The sequence below is a fragment of the Rhodopseudomonas sp. BR0M22 genome, from assembly GCF_010907035.1.
Taxonomy (GTDB): domain Bacteria; phylum Pseudomonadota; class Alphaproteobacteria; order Rhizobiales; family Xanthobacteraceae; genus Rhodopseudomonas.
On sequence record NZ_QUMK01000019.1, the window covers coordinates 53535 to 78338 of the forward strand.

Here is a 24804-nt window from a genome sequence, read left to right on the forward strand (position 1 = left end):
GCCGCTCCGTTCCACCGGCGAGTTCCATCCCGCCTTTCCTCTTACCCTTCGGGACTGCGATCCGCGCCATGACGCTCGACCAGATTCTGCTGTTCGCCCTGTTCGCCGCCATCCTGGCGCTGCTGGTATGGGGCCGGTTCCGCTACGATCTGGTGGCCGCGGCCGGACTGTTCATCGCGGTCGCACTCGGGCTGGTGCCACAGGATGCGGCGTTCTCCGGTTTCTCCAATCCCGCCGTGGTGGTGGTCGCGCTGGTGCTGATCGCCTCGCGCGCATTCGAAAATTCCGGCGTGCTCGGCGTGGTGGCGCAATGGGCGGTCGACGACAAGCGACCGATCGGCATTCACATCGCGCTGGTCGGCGGCATCGCGACGGCGCTGTCGGCGGTGATCAACAACGTCGCGGCGCTGGCGCTGTTGATGCCGATGGACATCCAGGCGGCGCGCAAAGCGGGCCGGCCGCCGGGCATGACGCTGATGGCGCTGTCGTTCGCCACTATCCTCGGCGGTATGACGACGCTGATCGGCACGCCGCCGAACATCATCGCCTCCTCGATCCGCGCCGAGCAGCTCGGCCAACCGTACCGGATGTTCGACTTCGCGCCGGTCGGCGTCGCGGTGGCGGTCGCCGGCGTGATCTTCGTTGCGCTGATCGGCTGGCGGCTGGTGCCGCGCCGCGGCGACAGCGCCGCCGAACTCGCCTCGGAATCCTCGTTCGAAGCCGAGCTCGAAGTCGGCAAGGAGTCGCCGGCAGTCGGCAAGCTGGTCGCCGAGTTCGAGGACGACGCCGAGAATGCCGACGTGCTGATCACCGGCCTGATCCGCGACGGCACGCTGCGGCGGAGCGGCGCCCGGCTCTACACCATCGAGCCGGACGACCTGTTGGTGGTGAAAGGCTCGGGCGACGCTATCGCCGCCTTCATCAAGGCGACCAATCTGCAGGAAGCTGCGTCGGCCGAAGGCGCCGCGCAAGACGCGGCGGCCCCCAAGCGCAGCGACGCCGGCAAGGACGACGGCGACACCAAAGAGCGTGGCAGCGGATCGGCCATCGTCGAAGTGGTGGTGCGCTCCGATTCCTATCTGGTCGGCCAGTCCGCCGCGTCGCTGCGGCTGCGCAAACGGTTCGGACTGACGCTGCTCGGCATTTCCCACGCCGGCAAGCTGGCGCGGGAGAAGGTCGCCGACCGCCTGATCGAGGCCGGCGACCTGCTGCTGCTGGCCGGTCCCGGCGCGGCCTCGACCGCGACGCTGAATTCGATGCGGCTGCTGCCGGTCAACACCATCAACGTCGCGCCCTATCGGGCCTGGAAGGTCGCCCTCACCGTCGGGCTGTTCGTCGCGGCGATCGCGGCGGCCTCGTTCGGTCTGCTGTCGTTCACGGTGGCGATCGCGATGGCGGTGGTGGCCTATGCGGCGTTCGGCCTGGTGCCGGCGCGCGACTTCTACTCGACCATCGAGTGGCCGGTGGTGGTGATGCTGGCCTGCCTGCTGCCGATCGGCGCGGCGTTCGATCGTGTCGGCGGCACCGCGCTGGTGGCGGGGTGGATCGGCGAAATCACACAGGGCTATTCGCCGGTCGTGGCGCTGATCGCCCTGATGGTCGCCACCATGGCGCTGTCCGACGTGCTCAACAACGTCGCCACCATCGTGGTCGCGGGGCCGATCGCGATCGACCTCGCCCACCGCGTCGGCGGCAATCCCGACACGTTCCTGATGGCGGTGACGATCGCCTCGTCCTGCGCGTTCCTGACCCCGATCGGCCACAAGAACAACACGCTGATCATGGGCCCGGGCGGCTACCGCTTCGCCGATTACTGGCGGATGGGGCTGCCGCTCGAACTGGTCGTGCTCGCGGTCGCGGTGCCGATGCTGTTGATCGTGTGGCCGATCTGATCGATTACAGCAGACCGTCCGCGGTCGCCGCCACGATCCGCCAGCGCAGACCGCGACCGTTGAATTCGTCGCCGAGCGCATCGAGCAGGCCGCGCAACGCTGCGGCGTCGGCGGTGACGACGATCTCGACCGACAGCGTGTGGCCGCGGACCTGCTCGACCACGCTGTCGTAGTCGACATCGCGGCCGTAACCTTCGACCTCCCGCGCGGTGAAGCCGACGCGCGCGGTCGGCTCGTGCGACAGCATCGCGGCCACGACATCGTCCTTCAGCGCCACCGGCACCAGCAGCGTCAGCACCATCGCGCTCATGGCTGGGCCTCCGACGGTTTCGGCGGAATCCCGAAGCGGCGATAAAGCACCGGCAGGATCACCAGCGTCAGCAGCGTCGAGGTGACGAGGCCGCCGATCACCACCACCGCCAGCGGCCGCTGCACGTCGGCGCCCGGACCGGTGGCGTAGAGCAGCGGCACCAGGCCGAACGCGGTGATGCTGGCGGTGAGCAGGATCGGCCGCAGCCGCCGCTGCGCGCCGAGCTCGACGATCTGATCCGGCGGCAGCCCCTGGCTGCGCAGCATGTTGAAATACGACACCAGCACCAGGCCGTTCAGCACCGCGATGCCGAGCAGCGCGATGAAGCCGACCGAGGCCGGCACCGACAGATATTCGCCGGTGATCAGCAGGCTGAACACGCCGCCGATCAGCGCGAACGGGATGTTGATGAACACCAAGAGCGACTGCCGCAGCGACGAGAAGGTGACGAACAGCAGCAGGAACACCAAAGCCAGTGCGATCGGCACCACGACGCCGAGCCGCGCCGCGGCGCGCTGCTGGTTCTCGAACTGGCCGCCCCAGACGATGCTGGTGCCTTCCGGCAGCTTGACTCGCTCGGCGACCGCCGCCTTGGCCTCGTCGACGAAACCGACGAGGTCGCGGCCCGAGACGTTGCTCATCACCAGCGCCAGCCGCTTGCCGTTCTCGCGGTCGATCTTCACCGGCCCGTCGATCCGCTCCAGTCTGGCCACGTTGGCGAGCGGCACCGACTTGCCATCGGCTAGTACCAGATTAATGCCGGCGAGCCGCGCCGGGGACTCGCGCAGCGACTCGGTGCCGCGGATCAGCACCGGCGTGCGGCGGCCTTGTTCGACCACGATGCCGGCCTGCCGGCCTTCGATCTGGGTGCGCAGCGCTTCGGTGAGCGCATCGACATCGAGCCCGAGCCGGCCGGCCTGCAGCCGGTCGATGCCGACATTGTAGTACTCGAAGCCTTCGTTCAGCGTGGTGCGGACGTCTTCGGCGCCCTTCAGCGTCTTCAATGTCGCGGTGATCTGTTCGGCCAGCCGGTTGAGCGTCGGGATGTCTGTGCCGAAAATCTTCGCCACTACATCGCCGCGGGCGCCGATGATCATCTCCTGCACCCGCATCTCGATCGGCTGGGTGAACGAGAAGCCGATGCCCGGGAAGCCGGCGAGCGCCTTGCGCAGCTCGCCCATCAGCCAGTCCTTGTCGTGCGGCCGGCGCCACTCCGCCTCGGGCTTGAGGATGATGTAAGTGTCGGTCTGATTGAGGCCCATCGGGTCGAGGCCGAGTTCGTCGGAGCCGACGCGCGCCACAATGCTGTTGACCTCCGGCACCGCGCCCATCACCGCCTGCTGGATTCGGAGATCGAGATTGACGCTTTCTTCGAGCCCGATCGACGGCAGCTTCTCTACGCTGATGATCGGTGTGCCCTCTTCCATCGTCGGCATGAAGATTTTGCCGAGCTGCGTATAGGCGAACACGGTCGCGACCAGCGCCAGCGCCGACACCGCCAGCACCGCCTTCTCGTGATTGAGCGCGAACCGCAGCACCGGCGTGTAGCCGGCGCTGATCTTGCGCACCAGCCAGGTGTCGCCGTGGCCGGCGGTCTTCAGCAGCAGCGAGGCCAGTACGGGAATCACGGTCAGCGCCAGCAGCAGCGACGAGCCGAGCGCAAACACGATCGCCAGCGCCACCGGGATGAACAGCTTGCCTTCCAGCCCCTGCAGCGTCAGCAGCGGCAGAAACACGATGACGATGATGCCGATGCCGGACGTCACCGGCACCACCACTTCGCGCAGCGCCTGATAGATCCGGTGCAGCAGCGGCACCTGCGCGGCGTGGCGGTCGTGCGCCAGATGCGACACGACGTTCTCGACCACCACCACGGCGGCGTCGATCAGCATGCCGATCGCCACCGCGAGGCCGCCGAGGCTCATCAGGTTCGCCGACATGCCGGCGAACCGCATCAGCACGAAGGTGGCGAGCGCCGACAGCGGCAGCGTCAACGCCACCACCAGCGCGGCGCGCCAGTCGCCGAGGAACAGGATCAGCAGCACGATCACCAGCACCACGGCTTCGAGCAGCGACTTCGACACCGTGCCGACGGCGCGCCCGACCAGATCGCCGCGGTCGTAGAACACGTTCAGCGTCACGCCCTTCGGCAGCGTCGGCTCCAGCTCCTTGAACTTGGCGCGGACGCCATCGACGACGTCGCGGGCATTGGCGCCGCGCAGGCCGAGCACCAGGCCCTGCACCGTTTCGCCCTGACCGTCGCGCGTCACCGCGCCGTAGCGGGTGATGCTGCCGATCCGCACTTCGGCGACATCGCGGACCCGCACCATGCCGCCGTCGCGCGACGCCAGCACGATGTCGCGCAGATCGTCGAGATTGCGGACCTGACCGTCGACGCGGACCAGCAACACCTCTTCGCCGGCCGACAGCCGCCCTGCTCCGCCGTTGCGGTTGTTCTTCTCGATCGCCTTTTCCAGCGTATCGATGGTGATGCCGTGCGACGCCATCGCCAGATTGTCGGGCACGATCTCGAAGCTGCGAACGAAGCCGCCGAGCGAATTGACGTCGGCGACGCCGGGCAGCGTGCGCAGCGCCGGACGGATGGTCCAATCGAGCAGCGTGCGGCGCTCGGCCAGCGTCAGGTCGCCGCCCTCGATGGTGAACATGAACATCTCGCCGAGCGGCGTGGTGATCGGCGCGAGCCCTCCGGTGAGGCCGTCGGGCATGTCCTTCATCGCCGAAGCCAGCCGTTCGGCGACCTGATTGCGGGCCCAATAGAGGTCGACGCCGTCGGCGAAATCGATGGTGACGTCGGCGAGGCCGTATTTGGTGGTCGAGCGCAGGATGGTCTTGTTGGGGATGCCGAGCATCTCGAGCTCGAGCGGCATCGTCACCCGGGTCTCGACTTCCTCGGGCGTCATGCCCGGGGCCTTCATGATGATCTTGACCTGGACCGGCGAGACGTCCGGAAAAGCGTCGATCGGCAGATGCCGGAACGCCAGCACGCCGGCGCCGATCAGCAGCAGCGTGGCCAGCACCACCAGCAGGCGATGCGACAGCGAGAACTCGACGAGACGGGTCAGCATCTACTCGACCCCGCCGAGCCCCTGCCAGGCGCCCTTCAGCGCGGCGATGCCGCGTATTGCGATCCGCTCGTCGCCGCGGAATCTGCCGCTGACCACCGCGAATTGCGGCAGCTCCTCGCGGACCTTCACCGGGGTGGCGACGAAGCCGCTGTCGGTCTGCACGAACACGAAGGCGTCCTTGCCCCGGCGCACCATCGCGCCGCTGTTGACCCGCCATTCGGCCGCGCCGCTGGTGATCGGAGCGATCTGCGCCTCGACCACCTGGCCGGGCCGCAAGTCCGTATCGGGCTCGTCGAACTCGGCGCGGACGATCACGGTCTGCGAGGTCGGCTCGACGCTGGAGCCGATCGACACCACCTTGCCGATGCAATCATGGCCGCGCAGCGTGACGCGGGCGCCGACCGCGAAATCCTCCGCCCGCAACGCCGGCACCTGAATTTCGGCCCACAGCGGCGCGAGCTGCGCCAGCTTGAACACCAGCGCCAGCGCCTCGACGGTCTGGCCGGGCGTGGTCGGACTTTCCAGCACCACGCCATCGATCGGCGCGATCAGCGTCAGCCTGGGGTCGAGCTTCTGGCTCGCCGCCAGCTTGTCGACCGCTACTTCGGTCATGCCGTAATGCAGCAGCGCCTGGCGGCGCTCGGCCGCGGTCGCGCGGGCTTGTTCATATTCGCTCTGGGTGACGATGACCTGCTTCTTGGTGACCGCCCCATAAGGGGCGAGCTGCTCCTCGCGGTCGAGATTGGTCTTGAGCAGCCGCTCTTTATTGAAGGCGACCAGATACTCGGCCTGGGCGTTGGCAAGCGCCGGGCTCTGGATCTCGGCCAGCAGATCGCCGGCCTTCACCACCGTATCGGTACGTACCAGCAGCCGCTCGATCCGGCCGCCGAGCGGCGCATTCATCAGCCGGCTGCGATCCGGCGGCACCGCAATCCTGCCCGGGAAACTGAGGCCGGCCGCGGCGGGCTGCTTCTCCAGCGGCGAGGTCTCGATCCCGACCCGTTCGGCCTGCTGTTTTGAGATCGGCAGTTCGTCGCCGGCGCGCGCGGTCCCGCACGCCAGCACGGCGGCAATCAGCAAAAGCCAGATGGTCGAAAAGCGGAGCATGGGTCTGTCACTGGCACCTGTGCCGGCCCAAAGATGCCGGACGCGCCGGCTCCCCGCAGCCGCCGCAAAACGTGCTGCTTGCCTATGCTAGCGCGGCTGACAGGACGCTGACAGGTCCATCCGCCGCCAGCGTCAACAGCCGGTGTGCGGCGTCCGGAGCGCATTGCCAGCGATTCGCAGCAGGACTCGCCAGTCCTGCTGCGACCGTTGCGACCTTCAGCCGGCGCGCTGGGCCAGCATGTCGGCGCGGACACGGCCGAGATAATCGCGGATCCGGTGCGCCAGCGTCTCCGACTGTGACGACAGATGGGTCGAGGCGGTCATGGTCGAAGCGGCGGACTGCTCGGTGTCGCGGGCGCTCGCGGTCACCGCCTGAATGCTGCCGGCGATCTCGCTGACCACGTCGTAAGCCTGCTCGATGTTCCTGGCGATGTCGGCGGTCGCAGCCGATTGCGCCTCGGCGGCGCCGGCCACGGCCGCCGTGATGTTGTCGACCTCGGTCATCACCTCCCCGATCTCGCCGATCGACTGGCTGACGAGGTCGGCTGCGCTGTGAACGTGATCGACCTGATCCTCGATCTCGCCGGTGAATTTGGCGGTCTGCTCGGCGAGTGCCTTCACTTCCGCAGCCACCACCGCAAAGCCGCGACCGGCTTCACCGGCGCGCGCCGCCTCGATCGTGGCGTTCAGCGCCAGCAGGTTGGTCTGGCCGGCGATCACTTCGATCGACTTCACCACCTCGGCGATCCGCTCGGCGACGCTGCGCAGGCTGGCGACATTGGCAGAGGCTTCCGACACCCGGGTCACCGCCCGGCCGACCACTTCGGCGGAGCGGCCGATCTCGGCGCCGACCTCGCGGGCGCTGGCGGACAGTTCGGTGGTGGCGGCGGCGACGCTGCGCATGTTGCTGCTGGCCTGCTCCGACGCCGCGGCAACGGCGGTGAGGCGCTCGCGGGTGAGCGAGGCACCGCTGGTGAGACTGCCGGCGGTGTCGCGCATGCCGCGGGAATCCTCGTCGAGCGACGACACCACGTCGCTCACCGCGGCTTCGAGCTGCGCCGCCTGCTGGGCGAAACTGTCGATCCGCGCCTCGATGCTGTCGGTGGCGGCGTTGATGGTCTTGGCGCCGCGCAGCAGCGCGCCGTGCATCCCGTCCGGCAGGATGCGGCGGAAGTAGCGATGCTGCTGCACCGCATGCATCGCCGCGGTGGCCTCGCGCACGAAGGCGTCGCAGCCGTCGATCACGTCGTTGACGGTGAGCAGCAGTTCGCCGGTGCGGCCGCGTTCGCCGATGTGCAGAATGCGCGCTTCGAAGTCGCCGCGGGAAATCCGCTTGCAGACGTCGGACGCCTGGTCGATCAGCTTGGCGGTCTCGACCACCCGGTAGATCGCCATCACGGCCGCGCCGATCACCACCGCCTGCATCGCCCAGGCGGCGGTCTGATACTGCATCGCCTGCAGCGCGATCGCCAGCAAGGCACCGGCGATGACGACGCCGAGATTAAGCAGCGCTCTTGAGAGCGAACATGAGTTCGTCATAACTGACTTTCTGAGAGGTGACGAAGTCCACCAGCGCCTTGTAGCCGGCCTCGACCGCCTGCTTGCCGTTGGCGTGGCTCTGCTCGACCCGCAGCACTTCGGCATAGAGCGGGGCTATCGCGTTCTCGATGATGCCGCGGTCCGGGTTGCGGCGGTTGGAATGGTAGGCGACGATGTTGCCGGCATCGTCGAACGACGGCGTGACGTGGGCGAACACCCAATAATGGTCGCCGGACCGCGCCATGTTCTTGACGTAGCCGAAGATTTCGCGCCCTGCCGCGATCGTGTCCCAGACCAGGCGAAACACCGCCCGCGGCATGTCGGGGTGGCGGATGATGCTGTGCGGCTGGCCCAGCAGTTCATCCTCGGCGTAGCCGGCGATGTGACAAAAAGTGCGGTTGGCGTAGGTGATGCGGCCTTTCAGATCGGTCTTGGACACGATCAGTTCGCCCGCCGGAAAGTACACTTCTTTGCCGGTCGGCTGAATTTGGACAGCCATCGCCTCTCTCCTCGCACCACACGCTCATGCTTCTTATGATCGGTCGTTTGAATTTGTCTTAAGGCCCCGCCGCCAATTGCAACTGACTTCGTAGTTGCACGAAGCCAGGTTCATGGAACTCGCGACGCCCGCCAAACAGGTTCCCGCCACACCCCTCAGATCGCTCGTTGTTCCACCAGCTCCTTGCGGACCTGACCGAGATAACTGCTGATCTGCTCCGTGAGCTGTTCGGACTGCGACGACAGCTCCGCCGACGTGGTCATGGTCGAGGCCGCCGCGCGCTCGTTGTCCGCGGCATTGCCGGCGAGCACATGGATGGTATCGGAGATTTCGCGCACCACCGCGAACGCCTCGTCGATGTTGCGGGCGATCTCGGCAGTCGATTGCGACTGCGCGCCCGCCGCATCCGCGACCTGGCGGGTGATGCTGTCGATTTCGGCGATCACGCTGCCGATCTCGCCGATCGAGTGACTGACCGCGCCGGCCGCGCCGTGAACCTGGCCGACCTGAGTCTCGATCTGATCGGTGAACTGCGCGGTCTGCGACGCCAGTGCCTTGACCTCGTGCGCCACCACCGCGAAGCCGCGCCCGGCGTCGCCGGCCCGCGCCGCCTCGATCGTGGCATTGAGTGCGAGCAGATTGGTCTGGCTGGCGATCGCCTGGATCGCCCTGACCATCTCGCCGATATTGTTGGCGACCTGCTGCAGCGCATCGACGTTGTTGCTGGCCTCGCCGACGCTGCTCACCGCGCGCGCCACGATCGCGGCGGAGCGCTCGATCTCGGTTCGCACGCCGCCGGCGCTCGACGTCAGCTCGGAGGTGGCCGACGCCACCGACTGCATGTTGGCGGATGCCTGCTCGGAGGCCGCGGCGACCGACGCCAGCCGTTCGCGCGCCGACGAGGCGCCGACCGTCAGCGTACCGGCGGTGGTCTTCATCTCGGCCGAGCCCTGATCGAGCGCGGTGACGATCGCACTCGTGGTCGCCTCCAGCTCCGCGGTGCGGCCTTCGAAGCTCCTGATCCGGCTCTCGATGTTGCCGGCGGCGGTGTTGATGGCGCCGGCGCCGTGCAGCAGCGCGCCGTGCAGACCGCCCGGCAGGATGCGGCGGAAGTACTTGTTGTGATGCATCGCGGTCATCGCCGCCGTCGCTTCGCGGACGAACGCGTCGCAATCGTCGATCATGTCGTTGATCGCATACAGCAGCTTGCCGGTCCGTCCGTCGTCGGGAATGCCGAGAATCCGCGCCTCGAAATCGCCGCCTGCAACGCGACGGCAAACGGCGCCGGCCTCGCCGAGCAACCGATGCGTCTGGGACATGCGGAACAGCGCCATGCCGGCAAATGCCATCACCACGCCTTGGATCACCATCGCGGCGACGTAGTAGTCGAACACGCCGCACAGCATCGCCGCGCCCGCGGCGACGATCAATCCGGCGACGTCAAGCCGCGCTTTGGAGAGAGAACATAAGTTCGTCATAGGAGGCCTTCCGGGAAGCGACGAAATCCGACAGCGCACGGCCGCCGGCCGACAGCGCGTCCTTGCCGTTGGCATGGCTGCGCTCGGTACGAAGGATGTCGGCGTAGAGCGGGATGATCGTGCCTTCGAGCACGCTGCGGTCCGGCGCGCGGCGATTGGAGTGATAGCCGACCACCCGGCCCGCACCGTCGAACGACGGCGTGACATGGGCGAACACCCAGTAGTGGTCGCCGACCCGCGTCATGTTCTTCACATAGGCGAAGATCTCGCGGCCCTGCTGCACCGCGTCCCACAGCAGCTTGAACACTGCGCGCGGCATCTCGGGATGGCGGATGATGTTGTGCGGCTTGCCGATCAGCTCGGCTTCGCGATAGCCGGCAAGATCGCAGAACAGCCGATTGGCGTAGGTCAGCCGGCCTTTGGTGTCGGTCTTGGAAACGATCAATTCAGAAGCTGGGAAGAAGGCCTCCCGTCCGCTGGGCGTGACGTGGCGCATAGACGACCTCGATGGAACTCATTTGCGCCTGCTCGTTATTCGCATAACTGTTGCGAACAGGTTTATTCCACCAAAGGTGAATGTCTAAAGTTCGCTACATTGACATTGGCATCATAATAATACCGGCATTACGCCTCGTCCGACGAGCGATTGGTAACTAGATGCCGCTTATTCGGTGAGACCGTGGGCGATCACCTTGCGCATCAAATTGGGCAAGGCCTCATCCGGGAGCGTCGCGATCTGCGCCCAGCGCATGCCGGCGGGGGCCCTGGTCCCTGACTGGGCGTGTGCGACGTACACCGTCAGCTCCAGCGGGAAGTGCGTGAACACATGGCTGACCACGCCGGCCTTGCGATGCCAGCGCGTGACGCCTTTCACCGCGGGCGCCTGGGCCCGGGCGGCGGCCTCGTCCTGATCGGGCAGCCAGTCGGAATTCGGCACCTCGGTCATGCCGCCGAGCAGGCCTTTGGCGGGGCGGCTGCGAACCAGCACCTGGTCGCCGCGGATCACCACGAAGGCGGCGCCGCGGCGCAGCGCCCCGGTCTTCTTCGGCGCCTTGCGCGGAAAGCTCTCGGCATCGCCGCGCACCCGCGCCGCGCACCCCTGCATCAGCGGGCACAGCGCGCAGGCCGGCTTCTTCGGCGTGCAGATGGTGGCGCCGAGATCCATCAGCGCCTGGGCGCTGTCGCCGGCGCGCGAGGGCCCGAGCAGCGTCTCGGCCAGCGCCTTGATGCGCGGCTTGGCTTTCGGCAGCTCATCCTCGACCGCATACAGCCGGGACACCACCCGCTCGATATTGCCGTCGACCGGCATCGTCCGCCGGCTGAACGCGATCGCCGCGATGGCGGCAGCGGTGTAGGGCCCGACGCCGGGCAGCGCCCGCAGTCCCTCCTCCGTATCCGGAAAGCGGCCGCCATGCTGGCGCGTCACCGCCACCGCGCAGGCGTGCAGGTTGCGGGCGCGCGAGTAGTAGCCGAGCCCGGCCCACATCTTCAGCACGTCGTCGAGCGAGGCTTCGCCCAGCGCCGTCACGCTCGGCCACCGCGCCATGAATTTCTCGAAATACGATCCGACCGCCCGCACCGTGGTCTGCTGCAGCATGATCTCCGACAGCCACACCGCGTAAGGGTCGGCACTCGTGCCCGGCGGTGCCCGCCACGGCAGGCTGCGGCGATGCCGATCGTACCAGGCCAGCAGCGCTTGCGGCCGGGCGCGCGCGGCGTCGCCGTCCGTATCGTGCTCTGCTGTGATGACCGGGGATTGTTTCCGCCGCGGCGCCGCGCCTGCTAGACTCATGAGCGGTATCGTCGCAAAGCGTCCCTGCATGAGCAAGCCCGGCCCGATCTCCGCCAAGCCATTGTCCGGCCTGTTGGGCGCAACGCTGTCCGAAGCGTTCGCCAAGCAGGGCTTTGCGGCGCGCGAACTGGTGACGCGCTGGGCCGAGATCGCCGGGCATCAAATTGCTGCGCATTCCGAGCCGCTGAAGATGCAGTGGCCGCGCCCGGTCGACGGCCAGCCGGTGGAACCGGCGACGCTGGTGCTGCGGGTCGAAGGCCCGATGGCGCTGGAGATCCAGCATTCCTCCGACCTGATCCTGGAGCGGGTCAACCGCTTCCTGGGCTGGAATGCGGTCGGGCGGATCGCGCTGCGCCAGGCGCCGTTGTCGCGCCGGCCGCGCAAGACCGTGCCGCGCGCGCCCGATCCTGCGGCGGTCGCCCGTGTCGCCGCGACGCTCGACGAGGTCGCCGACCAGGAGCTGCGCGACGCGCTGGCGCGGCTCGGTGCGACGATCAAGCGGAAGTGACGCTCACGGATTCGGCGTGTTCCGGCCCGGCATTGCCACAATTGCCGTTTCAAGCTAGCGACATCCCAAGGTCGGACGGCCAAAACGCCGCTGACGTGTCGTTGTCCGCGGCGTGACCCGCCGAACTGGAGCTGTTTTGCCGATGATCACGCGCCGCACTTTCACCGCCGCACTGTCGCTGACCGGGGTCTTCGCCGTCGCCGGCCTCTCGCCGTTCCGGCTGATCGACCAGGCCTTCGCCCAGAGCAAGGACGCGGCGACGGCCGCCGATGTCGCCAAGCCGATGTCGCTGCCCGACATGGCGCTCGGCCCGAAGGACGCCGCCGTCACCGTCACCGAATACGCCTCGCTGACCTGCTCGCACTGCGCCGCGTTCAACGAGCAGGTGTTTCCGCAGATCAAGAAGGCCTACATCGACACCGGCAAGATCCGCTACGTGTTCCGCGAATTCCCGCTCGACATCAAGGCCGCAGCCGGCTCGATGCTGTCGCGCTGCATCGCCAAGGACGATTCTGCCAAGTACTTCGCGGTCACCGACGTGCTGTTCAAGAGCCAGACCGAGTGGGTGCTCAAGGACACCACCGATCAGCTCAAGCGGATCGGCAAGCAGGCCGGCCTGTCGGGCGAAGAGGTCGAAGCCTGCCTGAAGGATCAGAAGCTGCTCGACAAGATCGCCGCCGACCAGAAATACGCCAACGAAGTGCTGAAGGTGAACGCCACCCCGACCTTCTTCATCAACGGCGAGATGCTGCGCGGCGAGAACTCGTTCGAAGAATTCTCCAAGCGCATCGACGCCCTGCTGGCGAAGAAGAGCTGAGGCTGGGCGCTGATAACAAAGCGGTCCACTCGCGTCGTCGAGCCGCCGCTCTGAGGTCAACCGCACCTGATCCATCGTCATCCCCGCGCAAGCGGGGATCCAGTATCCCAGAGCGGTCGCGGCTGGCATCGAGCGGTACAACAGCGCTCAGGCCTACTGGGTCGCCCGGACAATCCGGGCGATGAGGCATACCAAAGGCCGGAGCCTCATTCTTGCAATTTTCACGCAAATAATGAACGCTGCGCTATCGATTGCTGAGGCTCATCGCCTCCTCCCCCGGGGAGTAAGTGGCATCCATGGCAAAGCTGACTCAGAACGCCGCCAATGAGCAGATCAAGCTGGCCGCGACCTTCGTGAACAATATTGGGGTCGGCTTCATTATCGCCGGGATCATCGCGCCGGGCCTGTCGATGCTGACAGACCGGCCGATGCTGACGAAGGAGGCCTTCTTGGGTGCGGGCCTTGGTTGTGCTGTTTTGGGTATCGTCCTACATTTGCTGGGGCGAAGCGCCCTGCGGAGGATTCAATGAACGATATCCTCTTTCTACTTACCGTTCCGGTCATCGTCACCCTGATGGCAGCCGGTGTGGTCTGGCACAGCAACCGGCAAGCTGGCGCCGCGTTGCAAGCGTCGGAGGCCGAAGCGAAAGCCGCCAAGGCGCCCCTCCAATCGGGCAAGTTCGGCGCTCGCGACAAGCTGTTCACGGCAATCCGGGTGACGTATTCGGGACGCAGGGAATAGAACCGAAACAAGCCCGATATCTGCTTCGCGGCCCATGTTCGAAGCCTTGCTTCGCGACAGCACCTCGACGTCACGTTGGTTGTCTGGATGTCAAATAGCCACGCTCATCCGTTCTCGCGGCCCCAATAAGCCCGAGCTTTGCGCCCATCGTCGTCACGACGAGGGGCGGGGGCGCGCCGCTTGGCGCAAATTGGGGTTGGATCGCGATGGCTTGCGAACCATCGCGAAGGCGCCGTCACGGCGCGCCCACCAGCGGCGGTCGTTTGGCATCGGGACCGTTCTTCCGGGCGCAGGGAGTAAGGGGATTTCTCCCGCCTCGTTCCGTCCCGTCCAGCCAGTCACCGGGCAGCCGCGCGTAGTAGCGGCGGCATAGCAGTTCGCTTTGCGCAAACTTCGTAAACTTGTCTGCGCTGACCTTCTGCCTCCCTGAAGAAGTGGGTGCGAACCACCTCGCGCAGGACGCCGCGTCAAGGTCGGCGCCGCTGGACCATGCAGCCTCGCCCCCCCTCACCGGCCGGTCTCCCGGCCGATGATCGGTCCCGCTTCCAAGCGCCCTCGAGAAGCGCCCATCACGGACAGGAAAATGCGGACTATAGTCCTTATATGAGTATTGTCAGTATTCGTTGGAAGCTAGACACGCCCCGCGGCGGCTTTCGCCGCACACCAGAGGAATAGCTGCTTGGCAGCACTCATTTTCGGACGACTCTCTCAACGCCCCCACCGACTGTCGGTTTCGATCGAAGGTAGTGTTGATTTGAAAAGGTCATTTGCAGCTAAGCCTGAGCTTAGCTCGCAACACTTGTTCGTTGAGCGCCCGTTGCAGTCGCGAGACACCATTTTCCGTCGCTAGGGCTTTCGATCTTCCCGCTTGCCTTCATTCGATGGAGCGCGGATCGAAACGTACTAGACTTTAAACTCGGGTCAATCTTTCTAAGAATGACGTAAAGATCGTGAGATTTGATTATCTTATGAGATTTTGACAACTCATCGACAACAATACTTTCGATTAGGACACGCTTTATACTATTTTTTCTGGTCACATCCACTTTCGAAATGGCTGGATTATTTCTCCGAACAGAGAGCAATAAACGCTCTAACGTTTCTTTTTCTGCAATTAGCTCGTTTATACGAAGGTGAACTCCTTCGAGCTGCTTCAATAGTTCGGCCTCCAAAGGCGAGCCAGTTCCCGCAGAAATCATGTTGCAAACCTCTTTTTTGCAACACATAGCACCTTTTTCGAGAGAGAACATCGTCGATAATTGCCTTAATATTCGCGTCTTATTGCCCTCTTGACAGACAGCAACAATCCCTGTAGCAACAATCAATATTATTGATTGTTGCTACAGGGATTGTTGAATTTACGCAACGGTTGATGGTTGCGTTTTTCTTTGATGTCGCTATTATCTACGCGGGTGCGTGTGCGCCCTATTGCAATCAATTGGACTCGATGTGTATAAAAAAGGCGACCCAGAAGCCTGGGCCGCCTTTTCTGTCTTGGTGCTTTTGCGGGGGTACGGCGCCTCGTGAGAAGCACCGCGACCGCTAAGCATCGCTTCGCAATCGATCCTCTAGCGCGAAAAGGTAGTTCCATCAACGCCGATGAGGACACCTCATGAGTAAGATATTCAAACCCGGAGAGCACGCTCCGGTCTCCGGCCAATACGAGCAGACAGGCCCTCGCGGAGGACTGACGGGAGAGGAGCGAACGGTCGTGAGAGGCGCGCCACTGCCTCCGACACCGAAGCCCGGAATGGCCTACAAATTGGTAGACCCAACCAAACACAAAAGTGGACGGTGATCGAATGACCACTTTGCGCGAATTGACCACGGAGCAGGTCGCCGAGATCAAAGCCCGACTGAACCGCGGCGACAAATACTCGGAAATCGCTGCGGATTATCGCCTCAACCAAGGACGCATCGCCGACATCAAATTCGGTAGAGCATTTCCGGAAGTGGCGCCTGCGGTATCGGCCGCGTAACCTGATAACGCCCTATTACTTAAGGGGCGGGCAAGAAAGTATTGCCCGCCCCACTCACCCTATCCGGCGCCCCAACTGGATAGCCAAACGAAATCCCCAGATTTATCGCGCATTTCCTGCGAATCCCGCCGTGGAAAAGCCCGCTGGCGTGGTTGCTCATGCCTTAATCGGCCGCCATTGTCGCCGGCTAACGCCGCCAATGGCTGCGAGCGAGTTGCGACCGGGCGGGACAACCTATGGTATTGTCCTGCTTGAGAGATTCGCTACAGCCGCGGGAACCTGCGGCCCATAGAGCATCGGACCAGATGAAACTCACGCGTCTCCGCCTCCACGGCTTCAAGTCGTTCGTCGAGCCCACCGACTTCATGATCGAGCCGGGTCTGACCGGCGTGGTCGGGCCGAACGGCTGCGGGAAATCGAATCTGGTGGAAGCGCTGCGCTGGGCGATGGGCGAAACCTCGCACAAATCGCTGCGCGCAACCGACATGGACGCGGTGATCTTCGCCGGCTCGGGCAACCGACCGGCGCGCAACCATGCCGAAGTGGTGATGTCGATCGACAACTCCGATCGCACCGCGCCGGCGGCGCTGAACGATTCCGACACCCTGGACATCTCGCGCCGGATCGAGCGCGAGGCGGGCTCGGTGTATCGCATCAACGGCCGCGAAGTCCGCGCCCGCGACGTGCAGCTGCTATTCGCCGACGCCGCCACCGGCGCCCGGTCGCCGGCGCTGGTCCACCAGGGCAAGATCGGTGAAATCATCCAGGCGAAGCCCGAGCAGCGCCGCCGCGTGCTGGAAGACGCCGCCGGCGTTGCCGGCCTGCATGCCCGCCGCCACGAAGCCGAGCTGCGGCTGAAAGCGGCCGAAACCAACCTGACCCGCGTCGAGGACGTGATCGGCCAGCTGTCGACCCAGGTCGACGGCCTGAAGAAGCAGGCGCGCCAGGCGATCCGGTTCCGCGAAGTCGCAGCCAAGGTCCGCAAGACCGAGGCGATGCTGTATCATATGCGCTGGCGCGACGCGCAGGCCGAGGTCGGCGCCGCCGCCGAGGTGCACGATCTTGGCGTGCGCCAGCTCGCCGAATGCACCCGCGTGCAGGCCGAAGCCTCGCGCATCCAGGCCGACCGCGCCTCGATTTTGCCGAGCCTGCGCGAGGCCGAAGCCCGCGCCGCCGCCGGCCTGCAGCGGCTGATCAACGCCCGCGAACAGCTCGACCGCGAAGAGGTCCGCGCCAAGGAGCGCGTGGTCGAACTGGAGCGGCGGCTGGCGCAGTTTTCTTCCGACGTCGAACGCGAGCAGCGGCTGGCGATCGATGCCGACGCCGCGCTGGAACGGCTCGACACCGAAGACGTCGAGCTGCGCGAGGAGATCCTGGAGCGGGTCGAGAAGCGCAGCGGCGTCGACGAGCGCGTCGCCGAGGCCGATGCCTCGCTGAGCGAAGCCGAGCAGCTGTTCGCCGAACTCACCACCCAGCTCGCCGAGCTCACCGCGCGGCGCAACCAGTTCGAGCAGAGCGTCCGCACCCATCGCGACAGGCTGGCGCGGCTCGACACCGAGATCAAGAACGTCGAGAGCGAGATCGACCGACTCTCCGCCGAGACCTCCGGCGCCGGCGACCTCACCGAACTCGCCGAAGCGGTCGAGATCGCCCAGGAGCTGCTGGCCGAGCAGGAAGCCGCGGTGCAGGCCGCCGAAGCCGCACAGATCGCCGCCCGGCAGACGCTGGACGGCTCGCGGGCGCCGCTGGTCGAAGCTGATAAGAAGGTGCAGCGGCTCGAGACCGAAGCCAAGACGATCAGCAAGATCCTCAACGGCGAGACCAAGAATCTGTGGCCGCCGATCATCGACGGCATCACCGTCGCCAAGGGCTATGAGAAAGCCATCGGCGCCGTGCTCGGCGACGATCTCGACGCCCCGGTCGATCCGTCGGCGCCGATGCGCTGGACCGATGTCGGCGTCCAGCCGGAAGATCCTGCGCTGCCGGAAGGCGTCGAAGCGCTGGCCCAGCACGTCACCGCGCCGCCGGAGCTGGCGCGCCGCCTCGCCCAGATCGGCGTCGTCACCAAGGAGCGCGGCAATGAGCTGTGCGAACAGCTCAAGACCGGCCAGCGGCTGGTATCGCTCGACGGCGACGTCTGGCGCTGGGACGGCTTCGTCGCCTCGGCCCATGCACCGACCGGCGCCGCCCGCCGTCTCGCCGAACGCGCCCGCCTGACCGACATCGAGAACGAACTCGAACAGGCCCGGATCGACGCCGCCGCCAAGCGCCAGGCGCTGGAGAGCGCCGAAGCCGATCTGAAGATGGCGGCCGCCGCCGAGACCGCCTCGCGCGAGAGCCTGCGCGGCGCCCGTCGCGAAGTCGACGCCGCGCGCGAGCGCTTCTCCGCTGCCGAGCGCGAGGTCAACCGCCACGCCGCGCGCAAGTCGGCGCTGGCCGAAGCGCAGTCGCGCCTCGCCACCGACCGCGCCGAAGCCGAAGCCGCGCTGGAGAACGCCGAAGCGCAGATCGCCGAGCTGGAGCCGAACACCGAGGCCGAAGCCCGCCTCGCCGCGGTGCGCGGCGACATCGACGGCCGCCGCCGCATCGCCGCGCAGATCCGCGCCGAAGCCCAGGCGCTGGCGCGCGAAGCCGAGCTCGCCGACAAGCGGCTGCAGGCGATCGCCGCCGAGCGGATGGACTGGCAGAAGCGCAAGGCCGGCGCGGCGTCGCAGATCGCCACCGTCGAAGAGCGTGTCGCCGAACTCACCGCCGAGCGCGCCGAGCTCGACAACGCGCCGGAAGTGTTCGCCGAGAAGCGCAGCGCGGTGATCACCGAAATCGAATTCGCCGAGGCCGATCGCCGCGCCGCCGCCGATGCGCTGGCCGCCGCCGAGCAGGCAATGAGCGAGACCGACCGCCTGGCGAAGACCTCGCTCGAACAGCTCTCCAGCGCCCGCGAAGCCTGCGCCCGCGCCGAGGAGCGGATGGAAGCGGCCCGCCGCCGGCTCGAAGACGTCGAGCGCGAAATCCGCGATATGCTCGAGGTCGAGCCGCAGGCTGCCGCTCAGCTCGCCGAAATCGTCGAGGGCACCGAACTACCCCCGCTCGCCGAGATCGAAGAGAGCCTGGACAAGCTGCGCCGCGACCGTGAGCGGCTCGGCGCCGTCAACCTGCGCGCCGAGGAAGAACTCAACGAGGTCGAGACCCAGCACGGCACGCTGGCGGCCGAGCGTGACGATCTGGTCGAGGCGATCAAGAAGCTGCGCACCGGCATCCAGAGCCTGAACAAGGAAGCCCGCGAGCGGCTGCTCGCCTCGTTCGACGTCGTCAACGGTCACTTCAAGCGGCTGTTCACCACGCTGTTCGGCGGCGGCGAAGCCGAGCTGAAGCTGATCGAAAGCGACGATCCGCTCGAAGCCGGTCTCGACATCATCGCCAAGCCGCCGGGCAAGAAGCCGCAGTCGCTGTCGCTGCTCTCGGGCGGCGAGCAGGCGCTGACCGCGATGGCGCTGATCTTCGCGGTGTTCTTGACCAACCCGTCGCCGATCTGCGTGCTGGACGAAGTCGACGCGCCGCTCGACGACCACAACGTCGAACGGTTCTGCGACCTGCTCACCGACATGGCGAAGACCACGGAAACGCGGTTCATCACCATCACCCACAACCCGATCACCATGGCCCGCATGAACCGCCTGTTTGGCGTCACCATGGCCGAACGCGGCGTCTCCCAGCTGGTCTCCGTCGACCTCCAGGGCGCGGTGGATATTCTGGATCAGAACGTGGCGTGAGTAGCGCTCGCGCCAAGGCAGTGACGCGGCGCAAAAGGATCAACGGATCCGTCATCGCCGGGCTTGACCCGGCGATCTATCCTGTTCGCAAGATGTAGTTGCCCCCGCGCTTCGCGCGATGGATGCGTGGGGCAAGCCCGCGCATGACACTGTGGGTGTGGAAGCGTATGACTGCGCCCATGATCCCCCCATCCCTCCCCGCAGACCTCAAAGCCGCGCTGGAGCAGAAGCTGCACGGCCTCGCGCGCGGCGACGCGGCGGCGCGGGCGGAGCGGATTTCGCTGACCTATCGCGGCGGCGGCACCTCGGCGCCGATCACCAGCGAGGCCGACGCGCTGGCCTATGCGGGCGCGCGGATGCCGGCGACCTACGCGGCGGTGATCGCCTGTCTCAACGCGATGGCTGCGATCCGACCCGGTTTCGCGCCGACGACGCTGCTCGACGTCGGTGCCGGCCCCGGCACCGCGAGCTGGGCCGCGGCTCAAGCATTCGAGACGCTGCAATCCTTCACCCTGCTCGACGCCAATCCGGCGCTGCGCAAGCTGGCGCTGCACCTTGCCGAAGCGACGCGTTTGCCCGCGATCGACTACCGGCTCGGCGACGCCGGCAAGGCGCTGGCCGATACGCCGGAGGCGGCGCTGGTGATCGCCAGCTACGTCATCAACGAACTCAGCGACGCGGGGCGCGCAACATTTGCCGACGCGCTGTGGCGCAAGACCACCGATACGCTGCTGGTGGTCGAGCCCGGCACGCCGGCGGGCTACCAGCGCATCCTCGACCTGCGCGACCAGCTGATCGCCCAAGGCGCCCGCGTGATCGCGCCGTGCCCGCATGAGGCCGCCTGCCCGGTGGCCGCGCCGGACTGGTGCCACTTCGTGCAGCGGCTGCCGCGCTCGAAGCTGCATCTGCAGCTCAAGGCCGCCGACGTCCCGTTCGAAGACGAGAAGTTCAGCTACGTGGCGCTGACGCGGGCCGCATTGCCGGAGCGGCCGGCGCGGGTGCTGGCGCAGCCCGAGCAGACCAAGGCGGCGATCACCGCCAAACTCTGCACGCCGGCCGGCAAGCTCGAGCTCGCCGTCGCCGCCCGCCGCGACAAGCCGGCCTATGCAAGGTTTCGGCGGCTGGACTGGGGCGACACGATCGAAGCCCAGGCCGACTGATCAGAACGCGACCTTGACCTTGCCGGTGACGAGGTGGGTGACGGAGTCGCTGCTGCCGACGATCGCATCGTAGCCGATCGATACCAACGTCGCCTGCCCGAGCCGGCCTGTGACGCCGGTGCCGAACACGCCGCGGTCGCGGATGCCCTGGCCGGTGAAGGTGGTGAACACGCCCGGCAGCGTCGGCTCGACAAAGTTGGCGTCGATGCCGCGCACGCCGTCGCGGAATTCGTGCAGCCAGGCCAGCCGCAGTTCCGGCGTCAGCACGCCGTTGCTGGTCTGCAGATCGTGCGCGATCCGCAGGCTGGCGCCGGACCGCAGCGACTCGGCACGGTCGGCCGCAACGCTCAGCGCGCTGATGCTGCCGGTTTCGGTGAACGCATCGGTGGCGACGCGGGTGTACTGCAGGCTCAGTTCCGGTGTGACCACGAAGCCGCCGAACATCCGCAGGTCGGTGCCGATCGCGCCGCGCACCGTGTAATGATTGCCGTCGAACCGTGAGCTGTTGGCGTTGCCGAGCGCGACGCGGCGGTTGTCGTAGCCGTCCCAGCCATAGAAGCCGAGGAGGTTGGCGTACCACGCCGGCGCCCGGTAGCTGCCATAGCCGCCGATGCTGCGGCTGGTGATCTTGGTGGTGCTGCCGAGCGAATCCAGATCGCCGCTGGTCAGTGCATAGCCGCCGAACGCGCCGACCACCCAGCGGTCGGAGACGCGCCAGTCGGCGCCGGCGACGACGCTGGCGGTGGTCGAGCGGGTCGCGTTCACGTCGGGACGCGCGCCTTCGCGCGAACTGCTGAGGCTGGAGCCGACGAACACGCCGAAGCCCGGATCGAGCGCCGCGCGCAGCGGCGGCGCCTTGGTGATCGGCGCATAGGCCAGCGCATCCGCATTGGCACCCCAGCCGGAGGCGGTGAGCGCATCGCGCATGTTCCAGGCGCCGAGCGAGGCCAGCGTCCGCTCCATCGGCGAGCCGGAGGTGCCGAACAGGCCGGCATCGGCCATCGCCAGCGCCGTGCCGGCGCCGCCGAGATCGCTGCCGCCGCCGAACCTGGTCTGCATCATCCGCTGATCGATCAGCGTGCCGGTCTGCGACACCGAGGCCAGCGTCATCCGGCCGAGCGCCTGATACGAAGCCGGCGAAAGCTGCGCCAGCGCCGCGCCGACATCGGCCGCGCTCGCCACGCGGTCGATCATGGTCTGCGCATCGGCGCTCGCCGCGACGCTGTTGGAGAGGTTGTCGAACAGCCAGGCCGGGCCGGCGCTGCCGGGGTTCGACGGGCTGGCGAAGGCCGAGAACGACGGCGCGAAGGCGTTGGCCACCTCGAACGAGGTGTACAGCGTGCCGCCGATATTCACGGTCTGGCCAGCCGTGAGCTGCGCCCGCTTGGCGTCGGACAGGCCGACCTTGTAGTAGTTCAGCGTATCGGTGCCGGCGCCGCCATTGACCAGACCGACGATCCGCGAGCCCGGCAGAATGTTGACGGTGTCGTTGCCGCCTTCCATGTTCACGGCACGGCCATTGTTGCCGATGATGGTGCCGGAGTTGGTGAGAAAGTCGTTGCCCTCGCCCATCTGGATCGCCGAGCCGTCGCCGCGGATGAAGCGCGCCGAGCCGGTGCCGGTGTAAGTGACGCCGTCGAGGGTGCCGACCGAGCCGGTGTCGAGCGTGCCGTTCTGCAGCAGCACCACGGCGTTCGGATCGGGGATCGCGCCGTTGCCGATGATGGTGCCGGCATTGACGATGGTGTCGTTGTCGGCGGCGGTGCCGGTCTTGTTCTCCAGCCGGATCGCGAAGCCGTTCTGGCCGATGATGGTGGCGCCGGCGTTGTTTGTGATTGTAGTTGCCGCGACGCCGCTGCGGCTGCCGTCGGGGTTGGAATCGTTGTTGACGACGATGCCGTAGGACGCGCCCGAGATGGTGCCGAAGTTGGTGATGGTGCCGCCGCCGATCGAGAGGCCTTCGCTGTTGTTGAGCCGGCCGCCGGAATCGTAACCGCCCGCACCGGTGCCTTCGATGATGCCGTAATTGGTGACGGTGGCGGCGAAATCGACGTCGACGCCGTCGCCGTCGCCCGTGCCGCCGCCGTTATAGGCGCCGGTGATGCGGCCGTAGTTGATGACCGTGCCGGTGCCGTCGGAGCCGACGCCGGAGCCGTTGCGGCCGATGATGGTGGCGCCGGCCTCGTTGGTGACGGTGACATTGGCGTCGGTGGTGATGCCGTGGCGGAAGCCCGAGATGGTGCCGCCGGATTTGTTGATCACCGTGCCCGAATGGCTCTGGAAGTCGATGCCGTCGTTGCTGCTGCCGACCGCACCGTCCGAATAGATCAGGCCGTAATTGGTGACAGTGGCGCCCTCGCCGGGCCGCACCGCGTCGGCCGAGGTCGAGCGGATCACGCCGGTGGCGCGGTTGATGATCTGGATGGTGCCGGAGGTGAGATCGTTGAAATCGATCGCCTGGCCGGTGCCGGTCGACGTGATGGTGCCGGCATTGTCGACCGTGAAACTGCCGGTGGTCGCCAGCGTGCTGGCGGTGACGCGGATCGCGTCGTCCTGCGACTGGATCGTGCCGGTCGAGGTGTTGATCACCGTGAATGCGGTGACGGTGCCGAGGTTGCTGATATTCAGATTGATTGCACGATTGGCCGTGGTGGTCGCATCGATCAGCCCGGCATTGGTGATGGTGGTGCTGCCGGAGCCCGGCCGGATCGCATCGTTGCCGAGCGCGCGAATGATGCCGCCGGCATTGTTGTTGATCTGCACCGTACCGGTCGCCGAGCTGTTGCTGGCGAAGTCGAACACCTGGCCGGTGTTGGAGACGATGGTGCCCGAGTTATTGATCACCACCGTGCCGTTGCCGATCGCGGTGTTGAGCCGGAACGCGTCGTCCACGGTCGAGATCAGCGCACCGGCGAAATTGTTCAGCGTCAGGCTGCGCGGCGGATTGGCACCCGAGGTATCGATGCCGCGATTGCTAGAGGAGATCGTGCCGGAGTTGTTGATGACCACGCCGGCCGCCGGACCGGTGAAGGTGATGGCGGTGCCGCTGACGTTCAGCGTGCCGCCGGACTCGACAGTGCCGGTGTCGGTGCCGGTGACGGTCTTGGCGGTGGTGTCGGTGGCTCCGGAGGAGACGTCGAACGAGGCGGCGCCAGCCGGCAGCGAAACAGAGAGTACGCCGAGACACGCAAAAACCATCCAGCTCGCGCCGGCACGCCACTTCAACATCACCCCACCCCCAAATTTGGGGCACTCCTAGGTTCGGCAATTGACAGCGGGATGACGTTTGGACGACTCGCCGGCCGGCAGCATGCTGTGCGTTGCACTGATGCTCATCTGCAACGAAAACATGGATCATGAGTTGTAGTTGATGCCGGCACACGTCGACACGCGCACAACGCCGAGCCGATTGAACACTTCAAGCTGAAGCGGCGACCAATCGAAGCCGCGCGGGGTGCGCAGCTTCAGACGCATGCGCGCAGATCGGCGCGCGGCGCAAATCTTGGTTGGATGGGAGCCGCCAATATGTGGATTTTTCTCGGCATCGTCGTCGCGGTCGCACTGTATGCGCTCGTGACCTACAACCGCCTGGTGGCGCTGCGGCAGCGCGTCGGGCAGGCGTTCGCCGATATCGACGTGCAGCTCAAGCAGCGGCACGACCTGGCGCCGAACCTGGTCGAGACCGTGAAGGGTTACGCCACGCACGAGCGCTCGACGCTGGAAGACGTCGTCAAGGCACGCAACGCCGCGATCTCGGCGCAGGGCCCGGGCCAGATGGCCGCAGCCGAAAACGCGCTCACCGCCTCGCTCGGCCGGCTGATCGCGCTCGGCGAGGCGTATCCGGACCTCAAGGCCAACGCCAATTTCCAGCAGCTGCAGGGCGAACTCAGCGACATCGAGAACAAGATCGCGGCGAGCCGCCGGTTCTTCAACAATGCCGTGCAGGAGTACAACACCGGCATCCAGCAGATGCCCGCCGCGCTGTTCGCCGCCCCGCTCGGCTTCACCCACAAGGACTACTTCGACCTCGGCGAAACCCGCACCCAGGTCGAGCAGGTGCCGCAGGTGAAGTTCTAGTTCGAACGCCTCTCGCTCCCCTCCCCCTTGCGGGGAGGGGTCGGGGGT

General features: G+C 66.5%; 18 protein-coding genes. 9 read left to right on the forward strand and 9 right to left on the reverse strand.

Annotation, left to right across the window (positions count from 1 at the left end):
- The first annotated feature begins 68 nt into the window (after window positions 1-68).
- On the forward strand, window positions 69-1892 hold the full coding sequence (locus DY468_RS08465; protein ID WP_164604209.1) for an SLC13 family permease: 1824 nt from the start codon (window positions 69-71) through the stop codon (window positions 1890-1892).
- 4 nt (window positions 1893-1896) lie between these two features.
- On the opposite strand, the gene DY468_RS08470 is transcribed toward DY468_RS08465, so the two are convergent.
- The 8 genes from DY468_RS08470 to mutY form a co-directional block, all read right to left on the reverse strand.
- A complete protein-coding gene (locus tag DY468_RS08470) occupies window positions 1897-2202 on the reverse strand; it encodes a DUF3240 family protein (protein WP_164604211.1) in 306 nt (101 codons plus the stop codon).
- Window positions 2199-5288, reverse strand: a complete 3090-nt coding sequence (locus DY468_RS08475) for an efflux RND transporter permease subunit (protein WP_164604213.1) — start codon at window positions 5286-5288, stop codon at window positions 2199-2201. Before DY468_RS08475 ends, DY468_RS08470 begins: the two co-directional genes overlap by 4 nt.
- On the reverse strand, window positions 5289-6395 hold the full coding sequence (locus tag DY468_RS08480; protein WP_164604215.1) for an efflux RND transporter periplasmic adaptor subunit: 1107 nt from the start codon (window positions 6393-6395) through the stop codon (window positions 5289-5291). It abuts the gene before it with no gap.
- Between the two features lie 216 nt (window positions 6396-6611).
- Window positions 6612-7934 carry a methyl-accepting chemotaxis protein gene (locus tag DY468_RS08485; RefSeq protein WP_164604217.1) on the reverse strand — a complete coding sequence of 441 codons (1323 nt, stop codon included), beginning with the start codon at window positions 7932-7934 and terminating at the stop codon, window positions 6612-6614.
- The gene (locus tag DY468_RS08490; RefSeq protein ID WP_164604219.1) at window positions 7897-8433 is read right to left on the reverse strand and encodes a PAS domain-containing protein; all 537 of its coding nucleotides are present in this window, start codon (window positions 8431-8433) and stop codon (window positions 7897-7899) included. Before DY468_RS08490 ends, DY468_RS08485 begins: the two co-directional genes overlap by 38 nt.
- A gap of 155 nt (window positions 8434-8588) precedes the next feature.
- Window positions 8589-9911 (reverse strand): methyl-accepting chemotaxis protein, encoded by a 1323-nt coding sequence (locus DY468_RS08495; protein ID WP_164604221.1) that lies wholly within the window; start codon window positions 9909-9911, stop codon window positions 8589-8591.
- Window positions 9874-10407 carry a PAS domain-containing protein gene (locus DY468_RS08500; protein ID WP_164604223.1) on the reverse strand — a complete coding sequence of 178 codons (534 nt, stop codon included), beginning with the start codon at window positions 10405-10407 and terminating at the stop codon, window positions 9874-9876. Before DY468_RS08500 ends, DY468_RS08495 begins: the two co-directional genes overlap by 38 nt.
- A 168-nt stretch (window positions 10408-10575) precedes the next feature.
- On the reverse strand, window positions 10576-11703 hold the full coding sequence (gene mutY, locus DY468_RS08505; protein ID WP_205512134.1) for an A/G-specific adenine glycosylase: 1128 nt from the start codon (window positions 11701-11703) through the stop codon (window positions 10576-10578).
- Window positions 11704-11731: 28 nt separating this feature from the next.
- Between mutY and DY468_RS08510 the strand changes: the two genes are divergently transcribed.
- From DY468_RS08510 to DY468_RS08540, 7 genes are all read left to right on the forward strand, one after another.
- Window positions 11732-12211 (forward strand): DUF721 domain-containing protein, encoded by a 480-nt coding sequence (locus DY468_RS08510; protein WP_164604225.1) that lies wholly within the window; start codon window positions 11732-11734, stop codon window positions 12209-12211.
- A 142-nt stretch (window positions 12212-12353) separates the two neighbouring features.
- Window positions 12354-13028, forward strand: coding sequence for a DsbA family protein (locus tag DY468_RS08515; protein ID WP_164604227.1), 675 nt, complete (start codon window positions 12354-12356; stop codon window positions 13026-13028).
- A gap of 296 nt (window positions 13029-13324) precedes the next feature.
- Window positions 13325-13558 (forward strand): hypothetical protein, encoded by a 234-nt coding sequence (locus DY468_RS08520; protein ID WP_012497673.1) that lies wholly within the window; start codon window positions 13325-13327, stop codon window positions 13556-13558.
- Entirely contained in the window at window positions 13555-13770 is a 216-nt protein-coding gene (locus tag DY468_RS08525; protein ID WP_107356999.1) for a hypothetical protein, read from the forward strand. The genes DY468_RS08520 and DY468_RS08525 overlap by 4 nt, the downstream gene beginning before the upstream one ends.
- Before the next feature lie 1802 nt (window positions 13771-15572).
- Entirely contained in the window at window positions 15573-15749 is a 177-nt protein-coding gene (locus tag DY468_RS08530) for a helix-turn-helix domain-containing protein (RefSeq protein WP_164604230.1), read from the forward strand.
- 305 nt (window positions 15750-16054) lie between these two features.
- The gene (gene smc, locus DY468_RS08535; protein ID WP_164604232.1) at window positions 16055-19519 is read left to right on the forward strand and encodes a chromosome segregation protein SMC; all 3465 of its coding nucleotides are present in this window, start codon (window positions 16055-16057) and stop codon (window positions 19517-19519) included.
- 179 nt (window positions 19520-19698) lie between these two features.
- The gene (locus DY468_RS08540) at window positions 19699-20679 is read left to right on the forward strand and encodes a small ribosomal subunit Rsm22 family protein (RefSeq protein ID WP_164604234.1); all 981 of its coding nucleotides are present in this window, start codon (window positions 19699-19701) and stop codon (window positions 20677-20679) included.
- Here DY468_RS08540 and DY468_RS08545 read toward each other — a convergent pair whose 3' ends face one another.
- Window positions 20680-23907, reverse strand: a complete 3228-nt coding sequence (locus DY468_RS08545) for an autotransporter family protein (protein ID WP_164604236.1) — start codon at window positions 23905-23907, stop codon at window positions 20680-20682. It lies immediately after the preceding gene.
- 297 nt (window positions 23908-24204) lie between these two features.
- On the opposite strand from DY468_RS08545, the gene DY468_RS08550 reads away from it, so the two are divergent.
- A complete protein-coding gene (locus tag DY468_RS08550; protein ID WP_164604239.1) occupies window positions 24205-24756 on the forward strand; it encodes a LemA family protein in 552 nt (183 codons plus the stop codon).
- The last annotated feature ends 48 nt before the right edge of the window (window positions 24757-24804 follow it).